The 10526-nt window shown below is 70.9% G+C and carries 11 protein-coding genes; 7 read left to right on the top strand and 4 right to left on the bottom strand.

Annotated features, from left to right (window positions below; all coding sequences use genetic code 11):
- Positions 1 to 563: hypothetical protein (locus ON38_RS10170; RefSeq protein ID WP_157181718.1), on the top strand; the 563-nt coding region annotated here is incomplete at its 5' end.
- Between the two features lie 347 nt (positions 564 to 910).
- Entirely contained in the window at positions 911 to 1789 is an 879-nt protein-coding gene (locus ON38_RS34045; RefSeq protein WP_051164567.1) for a DUF4564 domain-containing protein, read from the top strand.
- Positions 1790 to 1827: 38 nt separating this feature from the next.
- Here ON38_RS34045 and ON38_RS10160 read toward each other — a convergent pair whose 3' ends face one another.
- A complete protein-coding gene (locus ON38_RS10160) occupies positions 1828 to 3327 on the bottom strand; it encodes an MFS transporter (protein WP_039824283.1) in 1500 nt (499 codons plus the stop codon).
- A 140-nt stretch (positions 3328 to 3467) separates the two neighbouring features.
- On the opposite strand from ON38_RS10160, the gene ON38_RS10155 reads away from it, so the two are divergent.
- Both ON38_RS10155 and ku read left to right on the top strand, forming a co-directional pair.
- Positions 3468 to 4574 carry a lycopene cyclase family protein gene (locus tag ON38_RS10155; RefSeq protein ID WP_051164566.1) on the top strand — a complete coding sequence of 369 codons (1107 nt, stop codon included), beginning with the start codon at positions 3468 to 3470 and terminating at the stop codon, positions 4572 to 4574.
- Positions 4574 to 5476 carry a non-homologous end joining protein Ku gene (gene ku, locus ON38_RS10150; RefSeq protein WP_039824282.1) on the top strand — a complete coding sequence of 301 codons (903 nt, stop codon included), beginning with the start codon at positions 4574 to 4576 and terminating at the stop codon, positions 5474 to 5476. Before ON38_RS10155 ends, ku begins: the two co-directional genes overlap by 1 nt.
- A gap of 5 nt (positions 5477 to 5481) precedes the next feature.
- Here the strand turns inward: ku and ON38_RS10145 are convergent, their stop codons facing one another.
- Positions 5482 to 5979, bottom strand: coding sequence for a GNAT family N-acetyltransferase (locus tag ON38_RS10145; protein WP_039824281.1), 498 nt, complete (start codon positions 5977 to 5979; stop codon positions 5482 to 5484).
- A 175-nt stretch (positions 5980 to 6154) separates the two neighbouring features.
- On the opposite strand from ON38_RS10145, the gene ON38_RS10140 reads away from it, so the two are divergent.
- Positions 6155 to 7060 (top strand): universal stress protein, encoded by a 906-nt coding sequence (locus ON38_RS10140; RefSeq protein ID WP_039824279.1) that lies wholly within the window; start codon positions 6155 to 6157, stop codon positions 7058 to 7060.
- A gap of 37 nt (positions 7061 to 7097) precedes the next feature.
- Here ON38_RS10140 and ON38_RS10135 read toward each other — a convergent pair whose 3' ends face one another.
- Positions 7098 to 8009 carry an LLM class F420-dependent oxidoreductase gene (locus tag ON38_RS10135; RefSeq protein ID WP_039824278.1) on the bottom strand — a complete coding sequence of 304 codons (912 nt, stop codon included), beginning with the start codon at positions 8007 to 8009 and terminating at the stop codon, positions 7098 to 7100.
- A gap of 167 nt (positions 8010 to 8176) precedes the next feature.
- On the opposite strand from ON38_RS10135, the gene ON38_RS10130 reads away from it, so the two are divergent.
- The gene (locus ON38_RS10130) at positions 8177 to 9067 is read left to right on the top strand and encodes an alpha/beta fold hydrolase (protein WP_039824277.1); all 891 of its coding nucleotides are present in this window, start codon (positions 8177 to 8179) and stop codon (positions 9065 to 9067) included.
- A 237-nt stretch (positions 9068 to 9304) separates the two neighbouring features.
- Positions 9305 to 10195, top strand: coding sequence for an alpha/beta fold hydrolase (locus ON38_RS10125; RefSeq protein WP_051164565.1), 891 nt, complete (start codon positions 9305 to 9307; stop codon positions 10193 to 10195).
- A 25-nt stretch (positions 10196 to 10220) separates the two neighbouring features.
- Here the strand turns inward: ON38_RS10125 and ON38_RS37900 are convergent, their stop codons facing one another.
- A complete protein-coding gene (locus ON38_RS37900; RefSeq protein ID WP_281004607.1) occupies positions 10221 to 10349 on the bottom strand; it encodes a hypothetical protein in 129 nt (42 codons plus the stop codon).
- Positions 10350 to 10526 lie beyond the last annotated feature (177 nt).

Here is a 10526-nt window from a genome sequence, read left to right as displayed (position 1 = left end):
CGGTCCCCGGAGCACCGCTGCCCCCGGCGCCGATGCCGGCGGCGGCTCCCGGAATCCCGCCCGCATCCGAGGACGGATACCCGGCATCCGGAGCGGCACCGGCCGCCGAGGAGGCCGGACCGGTCGAGGAAGCACCGCCGGGCACACTGCGGGTCGGCGACCTCGAGATGAGCCTGCCGTTCGATACGCGGGATCTCAATGCCGGTGCCGACCGGGCCCAGGAGCAGCTGACGGCCTTCCTCGACTCGTCCGGCATCGAGCGCGGCCGGGCCGACCGGGTCGCGGCCCAGGCCATGAGTTCGGGCCTGATCGGCGCCGGGATCGGCGCCGCGGCCGCGGCACCGGTGGCCATCCCGTTCGCGATGCTCGGCGCCGCCGCGGGTTTCGTCGTCGGCCTCCCCTTCCTCCCCACCGGACTCGTCGTCGGCCCCGTCCTCGGCGCGACCATCGCCTACGGAGTGGTCACGGTGCCGGCCGTGATCGCCGGAGCGGCGCTGGGCGCCGCGTACGGGGCGACCGACGGTTTCACCACCCAACCGTTCGGTCCGCTGCCGCCGCTGTAACGAGGTATCCACGGAGGGCTCGGATCGGGCGGCAACGGTTCTCCGGAGCCTCACCCCGGCGAGCACCCGAGCGGAACCGGTCGGTGGAACGGCCCGCGCCGGCGCCGGGCATCGCAGAGCGGGAAGACGAACCGGTTCGGCGCCGAACGACGGCGGCGGCCGGCAGGTGTGAGCCTGCGGACCGCTGTGTCGACGACCCCTGGCGAACCACGGGACAACCACTACACCACCACCCGGAAACCCGGGTCTACCTGTTATCGCAAGGAGGCTGAACGTGTCGGACCCATCCATGCCGCGCTCCGGAACGAATGTCTGGCAAACCGACAAATTCCCGGAGAAAGGCGACCATGGGTAAGCACAGGGCAACCGGTCCGTCCCGGCGTGCTGCCGGCTCGGTCGTCGCGGCGGGTGCTATCCCGCTCATCGCGACACTGATCGGCGCCGGCACCGCCAATGCCGAGGTACTCCCCGCTCCACCCGCGTCATCCCCGATCCCCGCCGCGCTACCGGCGCCGATCCGGGCCCCGATCGCCGCGGATCCGTTCGGTGCGGCCACCGGCACCGTGCAGGAGGCGGCGCGGGTCGCGGTCCAGTCGGCCACCGATACGATCACCGCCGCCACGGCCCCGTTCACCCATGCCGCACCGGCGGTCCCCCCGGTCCTGCGGCCGGCCGTGATCGCGGACCCGGCCATGCCGGCCCCGGCGACGCGGCCGGTGCCCAACCACGCCTACCTCGCACCGCAGGGTGAGCTGCACGCGCCCGCACCGGTCGCGCCGGTCGCGCCGATCGAGGCGCCACCGGGCAAACTGCGCATCGGGAATGTCGAGATGGACGCGCCGTTCGATGTGCGCGATATCAACACCGGCGCCGCGCAGACCGAGGCACAGCTGGCGACCTTCCTGGATTCGGTCGGCGTCGAACGCAGCCGCTCGGACAAGATCGCCGCGCAGACCCTGGGCTCGGCGGCCATCGGCGCCTCGGTCGCCAATACGCTCGCTTCACCCCTCGCCGGCACCTCGGCCATGGTCGGCGCCGTCGCCGGCTTCATCTCCGGGATCCCGTTCCTGCCGATCGGGCTCCTCATCGGGCCGGTCCTGGGCGCGGCCATCGGTTACGCGGTGATCGCCGCGCCGGCAGCCGCCGCCGGCGCGGCCATCGGCGGCGCGATCGGCGCGGCGGACGGTTTCGCCGCCGCCCCGTACGGCACCCCGCCGGCGCTGTGATCGAGGGTGGCCGGCGGCCCACTCGCCGCCGGCCACCGTCACCGGTCGTCGGTCGGCGTACCGGCCGGGCGTTCACCTCTGCCCACCACGAAGGCGATCACACCCATCAGCAACAGCACCCCGGCGCCGACCGCGATGGACGCGTGCGCACCGCTGACGAAGGACTCCCGCGCCGCGGCCAGCAGGCCCGAATCGGCCGCGTAGCGCTGGATCGTCTCGCCCAGGGTCGGCGCGAACTCACCGCCGGAGCGGAAGACGAGCGCCGCGAGCGAGCCCAGCAGGGCCAGCCCCAGGGCATTGCCGAGTTCGAAACTGGTTTCGGAGATGCCGACCGCCGAACCGGCCCGTTCCGACGGGACCGAGGCCACCGCCACCTCCGAGACCAGCGTGAACACGATTCCGTAGCCGATACCGGCGATCGCCGACCCCGCCACGTACCAGCCCGCGCCGCCGTCGGCGCCGATACCGAGCACCAGCAGATTGCCGAGTGCGGCCGTCACCAACGCCGTGACGAACGCTCGCCGCACACCGAGCAGCCGGCCCACCGGCGAACCGCTCGCCGAGAAGATGAACACGGTGATCGCCATCGGGATGCCGAGGACGGCCGCCTGCAAGGGGTCTCGTCCGGTCACCGACTGCAACCAGATACTGCTCAGATAGCTGAGCCCGGCCAGCGACATCATGGCGGCGGTACTCGACCCGATGGCGACCGAGAACCGGGCCCGGGTGAACAGCGACAGATCGACCAGCGGGTCGGCCAGCCGCCGCTGCCGGCGGATGAACAGGGTCAGCACCGCCGCGCCGAGGAACGCACTGGCGAGGGCCTGGACATCGGGACCGTGCTCGGCGACGTGCTTCACCGCGTACACCGCCGGCAGGATGCCGCCGATGGACAGTGCCACGCTGGGCAGGTCGAGCCGTCCCAGCGCGGCGGTCCGGTGCTCGGGCAGCAGCAGCGGGGCGAAGGCGAGCAGCACCAGCAGGACCGGCACATTGATCAGGAACACCGAACCCCACGAGAAGTGGTGCAGCAGGATACCGCCGATGATCGGCCCCACGGCCGAGCCACCCGCGAAGAACGCCGTCCAGATCCCGATGGCGGTCGAACGCCGCCGCGGGTCCGGGAAGAGGTCGGAGATGAGCGCCAGACTCGACGGGAGCAGGGTGGCCCCACCGATCCCCATCAGGGCACGGGCCGCGATCAGCACCCCGGCACTGGGCGCGAACGCCGCGATCGCCGAGGCGGTACCGAATACGGTCGCACCCGCGAGCAGGATGGTACGGCGGCCGAACCGGTCACCCAGGTTGCCCATGGTGATCAGCAGACCGGCGATGAGGAACCCGTAGATATCGAGGATCCACAATTGTTGCGCGGCGGTCGGGTCGAGGTCGGCGGTGAGGGTGGGCAGCGCCAGGAACAACACCGACATATCCATGGACACCAGCAGCACCGGCAGCAGGAGTACGGCCAGACCGAACCAGGCACGCCGCCCGCCGCTCGTATCCGGTGCGGCCCGCGCCGCCTCCACGTTCGTCATCCAGGTTCCTTCCGGGTCGTCGGTTCACCCAGTCGTAACACGGGTCACCGGGGCCGCTGTTCCGGGCCGGGCCGGCGAGCGGCGATGATCACCGCCACCCCGGCGCGCGCGGTGCGCGGCGGCCGTGTTTCGATCCGACGGTGAGCGCCGATATCGCCGTCTGCGGGCTCGGGCCGGCCGGGCGCGCGCTCGCCCACCGCTGTCTGGCCCGCGGAATGACCGTGCTCGTCGTGGACCCCAATCCCCGGCGGGTCTGGCGGGCGACCTATGCCGCCTGGTCCGATGAACTCCCCGCCTGGCTCGACGACTCGGTCGTCGCCGCCACTGTCGCGCGACCGCGTGCGCACGGCCTGCGCGATCACAGCATCGCGCGCGCGTACTCCGTCCTCGACACCGCCCTGCTGCAGCAGTCGCTCGACCTCACCGGTGCCACGGTGGTCCCGGGACGGGTGGTGGCGCTCGACCGGCGCACGGTCACGCTCGACAGCGGCCGGATCCTGCGCGCCGACCGGGTCGTCGACGCACGCGGATTGCGGCGCCGGCCGGGCCGCGCCGAGCAGACCGCCTACGGCCTGAAACTGACTCGCGACGCCACCTCCGAACCCGCACTGTTCATGGACTGGCGACCCGACAACGGCGCCGCCCCGGGCGATCCTGCCTCGTTCCTCTACGCGGTCCCGCTGGGCGCCGAAACCGTGCTATACGAGGAGACCTGCCTGGTGGGCGACCCCGCCCTCACCCAGGAGGAACTCGCGCGCCGCCTGCACCGCAGGCTGCGGGCCCGGCGCATCCCCACGGCCGGCGACGAACCGGTCGAGCGGGTGCGCTTCCCGGTTACCGGCGGCAGGCCCGGAGCCGGCCGGTTCGGCGCGGCGGGCGGATACCTCCACCCCGCCACCGGCTACAGCGTCGCGGCCACGCTGTCGGCGGCCGAGTCGGTCGCGGCCGGCGGCTCGGGCTGGACCGGCGCGGCGCGCACGGTCCATCGGCTCCGGCAGGCCGGGCTCCGGGCGTTGCTGGCCCTGCCACCGACCGAGATCCCGCGTTTCTTCGACGCATTCTTCGACCTCGATATCGAACTGCAACGCGCCTATCTCTCCCGGCGTGACGACCCGGTCGGCATGCTCACCGCCATGTCCGGGCTGTTTTTCGGGCTGCCGGGCTCCGTGCGGGTCCGGCTGGCGGCGGCGACACTCGGGCTGCGCCCGCTCTCGCCCCGGGGGTCCGGTTCGGTCATCATGGAGTGATGCGGTCAATCTGGAAAGGCTCGATCGCGTTCGGGCTGGTGAACGTCCCCGTGAAGGTCTACACCGCCACAGAGGACCACGACATCAAATTCCATCAGGTCCACGCCGCGGACGGCGGCCGGATCAAATACGACCGCGTGTGTACGATATGCGGGAAATCCGTCGCATTCGCCGATATCGATAAACAATACGAATCACCGGAAGGGGAGAAAGTCGTCCTCACCGACGACGATTTCGCCAAACTTCCGGTGGCCGAGAAACACGAGATCCCGGTTCTGCAATTCGTACCGTCGGATCAGATCGACCCCATCCTGTACGACAAGACCTACTATCTGGAACCGGATTCGAACACGCCCAAGGCCTACGTGCTGCTCGCCGCCACTCTCGAGCGCATCGACCGGACCGCGCTCGTGCACTTCACGCTGCGTCAGAAGACCAGGCTCGCGGCCATGCGGGTACGTGAGGGCATGTTGGTGCTGCAGACCCTGCTGTGGCCCGACGAGGTGCGCGCGGTCTCCTTCGAATCGCTGGAGGAAGCCGGCACGCCGCGGCCCCAGGAGATCAAGATGGCCGAGACGCTGGTCGAATCCATGTCCGATGATTTCGACCCCGACCAGTACACCGACGAATATCAGGTCGAGTTGCAGCGGCTGCTGGACGAGGCCGTCGCCCGCGGCGACGGGAAGGCGCCCGAACGCCCCGAGGCGGCCGCCGCGGAGTCCGATGCCGAGGTGGTGGATCTGGTGGCCGCGCTGCAGCGCAGCCTGGAGGCCAGCGGAGCGGGCGGGGCCAAGGAATCCACGAAAGCGCGGAAGTCGCAGCCGCGGAAATCGCAACCCCGGAAAACCGCGGAGCCGAAGACCCGGAAAACGGCTCAGAAGCGAACCCGTAAGGGCGCGTGAACGGATCACACTGCCTGAATGAACCAGTCCAGCCGGCCCTCCGGGCCCGCACCGGTGTGGTGATAGTGGAATCCGAGCCGGTGGGCCAGCGCGGTCGCCGCCTGGTTGTCCGGGTCTATCCGCAGTACCGCCTCGTCGGCCAGATCGTGCCGGGCCAGATAGCGGCAGGCCAGCACGACACTGCGGCCGGCGACACCCCGGCCCCGCCACGGCGCGTAGATGCCGTACGCGATATCGGCCTGACGTTTCGCGAGGAATTCCTGTTCCACGGCGAGGTCCAGGGTGCCGGCCAGCGTATGGCTCGCCAGGTCCACCACACCGAAGGTCTTGCACGGGCCGTCCTGCGCCCACTGGTCGGCGCAACGTTCGAAATCGGCCACGACATTCGGGGTTCCGGGTCCCGGGGTTCGACGCACCGATTCCCGGTCCTGGGCAGCCAGATGCGCGGCGGCGTCGGCCACCTCGATCGGCCGTAGCCCGATCACCCCATCCGATATCAGCACGCGATCATGATCTGCACATCCGGCCGCGTTCGACAAGCCTCGGCCGCGGCGCGCCGCGAACGAAAACCCAGGTAGCGCATATTGTGACAGCGAAGCCCACAATGGGCGACAACCGACTTCGCGGACACGCCCGGCAGATATCGCCGCGGTTGTCCGCCGCGGGCATACTCGGCCTATGACCGCACACGAAGACGATCCGCACCGGCTCGTATCCGCTGCCGTCGTAGTGGGTGTCGACGGTACTGCCGCCGCGCATTCGGCAATCCGCTGGGGAGCGACGGTGGCGGCCCGGCGCGGCCGCCGCCTGATCCTCGCCTATGGAATGAACTCCACGCCGGCCAAGACCTGGCTGGTCGCCTATCAGCCCATGGTCGACGAGGCGGTGCAGACGCTGAAGACCCACGGCGAGCAGGTCCTGGCGACCGGCGCCCAGGTGGCGAGGGAGGCCGCGCCGGGAGTGGAGGCCGACACCCTGCTCTCCGAGCAGAGCCCCGCGAAGATGCTGATCGGACTGTCCGAAACGGCGCATATGGTGGTTCTCGGGTCGCGCCGCGGTGGCGCGGTCTCGCATCTGGGGTCGACCATCCTGGCGGTCGCCGCGCACGGCCGCGGCACGATCGTCGCGATCCGCGAGAACGGGGAGGAGATCACCAGCGGTCCGGTGGTCGTCGGGGTCGACGGCAGCCCGGTCAGCGACACCGCGGTCGCCGCCGCCTTCGCCGAAGCCGCCGAACGCGAAACCGACCTTGTCGCCGTCCACACCTGGAGCGATCTGACCTTCACCGAATTCGCGAGCACCGGTTTGATCGAGATCCCGGCCGAGGATCTGCAGACCGCCGAACAGGCGGTACTGGCCGAACGGCTGGCGGGCTGGCAGCAGCGCTATCCCGAGGTCACCGTGCAGCGCGAGGTGTACCCGTCCACCCCGGCACAGCATCTGCGCGAATGGTCAGAACGCGCGCAGCTCGTCGTGGTCGGCAGCCGGGGGCGCGGCGGGTTCCGCGGGTTGCTGCTCGGGTCGACCAGTCAGTCGCTCATCCAGCACTCCGCATGCCCGGTCATGATCACCCGGTCGGCCTGACGCGCCACCGCCGATCCGGCGGAGCGCGCCGCGGCGCTCAGCCCGTCAACTCCGCCAGCAGCGCGCGGGTGCGGCGCCCTTCCGCCCCGCCGGCGAAAACCGACGCCACGAATTCGGTGGCTCCCGCGTCGAAGACGTCACGGACGCGGGCCGCCACCTGCTCCTCGGAGCCGATGATCGCCAGATCCGCGGGCCCGGCCGCCCCTTCGCGGTCCATCATCGCCCGATACGAGGGCAGGGTGTCGTAGACGGCGAAGGTGCCGGCCGCCCGCTCTCGGGCACTGTCGACATCATCGGTCACCAGCACGGGAAGCGAGCACACGATGCGCGCGGGTGGCCGGCCCGCCTCGGTGGCGGCGGCGCCGATCGTCGGGGCGATATGGTCGCGAATGGTGGCCGGACCGGTCATCCACAGCACGGTGCCGTCGGCGCGCCGGCCCGCCAGCCGCAGCATCTGGGTACCGAGAGCGGCGAGCAGCACGGGAATCCGGCCCTCGTCCGGAATCCCGAGTTCCAGATTCCCGCTCAGCGTTTCACCGTTGTAGGAGACCGGCTGCCGTTGCAGCAGCGGGCCCAGCACCGCGAGATATTCGCGCATATGACGAGCCGGTCGCTCGAACCCGTAGCCGTACATATTCTCGATGACCACCCGGTGCGACAGGCCGATACCGAGGGTGAGCCGGTCCGGGCCCACCGCGAGCGCCGTGGTCCGGGCCTGCTGGGCCAGTGCGCCGGGGTGGCGCGGATACGTCGGCACCACCGCGGTACCGAGCTCGATACCGGGTACCCGGCTGCCCGCCACCGCGAGCGCGGTGAGCGCGTCGACGCCGAAGATATGCGAGAGCCAGGCCGAGGCGAACCCCTCCTCGGCGACCTCGCGCAGATCGTCGGCGAGCAGGCGCAACGCGTCGGCTCCGGACCGTTCACCGAGCAGAATCCCGATACGCACGGCGTGCCTCCTCGTCGAGTGGTCGGATCGGCTCTCCGGAGGAACCCGCGGCTCCTCCGGACGTCGAGCCTACCTCCGCCTCCAGTGGATTCTCCGACGCCGCGACGTCGCGCCGACGCGCCCGCGACATACTCGACCGGCGCCCCGCGGCGGGGCATGCTGGGAGCATGGACGAGTTTGCGAGCTGGCGGTCGAGCGGAGCGCGTTTCACCCATCGCGGACACCAGATCTTCTGGCGCGCCGGTGGTACCGGATCGTCCGGGACCCTATTGTGCCTACACGGTTTTCCCACCGCGTCCTGGGACTGGCACGCCCTGTGGCCGGAGCTGTGCGAGCAGTTCGAGCGGGTCCTCGCTCCGGATCTGATCGGCTTCGGCTGGTCGGCCAAACCGCAACACTACGACTACACGATCGGTGACCAGGCCGACCTCGCCGAACAACTGCTCCGGGAACAGGGCGTGCAGGGCTTCCACATCCTGGCCCACGACTACGGCGATACGGTGGCCCAGGAAATGCTGGCCCGGGATGCCGAGCGCCGGGCCGCCGGCGACCGGTCCCTGGTGATCGAATCGGTCTGTCTGCTCAACGGCGGCCTGTTCCCCGAGGCCCATCGGCCCCGGCCCATCCAGAACCTGCTCGCGAGCCCGCTGGGTCCGCTGGTCGGCCGGTTCGGGAACGAGAAGACCTTCGCCCACAGCCTGGGCTCGGTGTTCGCCGCGGAGTCGCGGCCGGACGAGGAGCAGATGCACCAGTTCTGGATGCTGTGGTGCAGTAAGCACGGAAAGCGCAACGGCCACAAACTCATGGGCTATATGGCCGAGCGGCGCGCACACCGGCAGCGCTGGGTCGGCGCGCTGATCCGCCCGCAAGTGCCGGTCCGGCTGATCGACGGCCTGCGCGACCCGGTCTCGGGCGAGCGTATGGTGCGCCGATATCGCCAGCTGGTCGCCGAGCCCGATGTGGTGGAACTTCCCGATGTGGGGCACTATCCGCAGCTCGAGGCGCCGACCGAGACCTTGCGTGCCTTCCGCGAGTTCCTCGCGTCCCGCGTGGGATAGCGCCCGGACTTCACCCGCTGATCGGCCCGCGAGTACGGCCGGGCACTTCCGCGCGGCGGGAGCGGGTGCGCGAAGCGCTTGCGCCGCAACCGGTCACCCGCGCGGTGACCGGGGAAAGCAATCCGGTCCGCGGCCGGCGAATGATAGCGTCGCCTCCGCGCCCCACCGGCGCTCCGACTCCGCTCTCCGCCGCTTCGGGTCGTCGGCCCGCAGTGCCGAATCGATGAGGTGCCTCGATTGCTCGAAACGGGCTCCGTTTCCGATCCCGGCCGGCACACCCAAGGGCTGCCGGAGTGGGTCACCACGCGGGACGGCCGGCGGTTGCATGCCATGGTTCTGCCCGGACCACCGGGGACGACAGCGCCTACCGTCGTTTTCGAGGCGGGCGCCGCGGCGACCCGTTCGTCGTGGGGTCTGGTGCAGCCCGCGACCGGCCGGTTCGCCCGGTCCGTGGTCTATGACCGGGCCGGGCTGGGCCGCAGCCCGGCCGATCCCGCCGGCCGCGCCCTGGATCGGATGGCCGACGACCTGGTGGATGTTCTCGACCATTTCGGACCGGGTCCATTCGTCCTGGTCGGGCACAGCGCCGGTGGCGTCATCGCCCGGCTCGCCACGTCGAGGCGCCCGGCACGGATCAGCGGACTCGTGCTGGTCGATCCCACCGATGAGGCGGCCGACCTGTTGTTCGGTGCGGCCTTCCGCCGGGCGGAGCGCATCTCCCTGGCGGTGAACGGAGTCCTCGCGCGGCTCGGGTTGCTCGGGCTGATGTATCGCTCGATGCTGAACGCGGTCCCCGCCGATGTCCGCCGCGATATGGAACAAGAGGCGTTCACCCCGGGCATCGTCGGCACCCAGGCGGTCCAGGCCCGCACCTTCCTCGACGACCTCGCCACCTGGCGCGACGATCCGCCCGAGCTCGGCGCTGTCCCGGTCACGGTGATCTCCGGCGGCCGTGCCGGTGCCGGGATGACCACCCGGATCCGCGCCGCGGCCAATGCCGCCCACGCCCACCGGGCCGCGGTATCGGCCGCCGGCCGCCATGTGCTCGCCCCGGGGTCCGGCCACTATGTCCCCATCACCGAACCCGAAGTGGTGGTCGCGGAGATCCGGCGCCTCACCGGCGCCTGAGCGGTTCCCGGCGGGGTTCGACCGCTCAACCGGTGATGATCCGCGCCAGTGCGGCGTCGGAGGCGGCCAGCGCGGCACGGTCGTAGGTGGAGGTGGTCGCCAGCAGTTCCACGGCGCCCGTCCGGTCGGCGAGCTGCTCGATCCGGCGCCGCACGGTCTGCGGCGTGCCCGCGATCGAGTGCCGGACGACCGCTTCGGATCCAAGGACGGCCTGCTCGTCACCTATCTCGAAGACCGCGACCGCCGCTGGCGGGCACGCATCGACACCCACCTCGCCGCCGAGACCGACCCTCTCCAGCGACTACTGGCGCCCTTCGACGTACTCCCGGAA

The sequence above is a fragment of the Nocardia testacea NBRC 100365 genome, assembly GCF_000308775.1.
GTDB lineage: Bacteria > Actinomycetota > Actinomycetes > Mycobacteriales > Mycobacteriaceae > Nocardia > Nocardia testacea.
This window is presented reverse-complemented; position numbering and strand designations above follow the sequence as displayed.

What these genes read in the sequence shown, in the direction of transcription:
- ON38_RS34045 (WP_051164567.1), top strand. Translation starts at nt 911, where the DNA reads ATGGGTAAGCACAGGGCAACCGGTCCGTCCCGGCGTGCTGCCGGCTCG.
- ON38_RS10160 (WP_039824283.1), bottom strand. Translation starts at nt 3,327, where the DNA reads ATGACGAACGTGGAGGCGGCGCGGGCCGCACCGGATACGAGCGGCGGG.
- ON38_RS10140 (WP_039824279.1), top strand. Translation starts at nt 6,155, where the DNA reads ATGACCGCACACGAAGACGATCCGCACCGGCTCGTATCCGCTGCCGTC.
- ON38_RS10130 (WP_039824277.1), top strand. Translation starts at nt 8,177, where the DNA reads ATGGACGAGTTTGCGAGCTGGCGGTCGAGCGGAGCGCGTTTCACCCAT.
- ku (WP_039824282.1), top strand. Translation starts at nt 4,574, where the DNA reads ATGCGGTCAATCTGGAAAGGCTCGATCGCGTTCGGGCTGGTGAACGTC.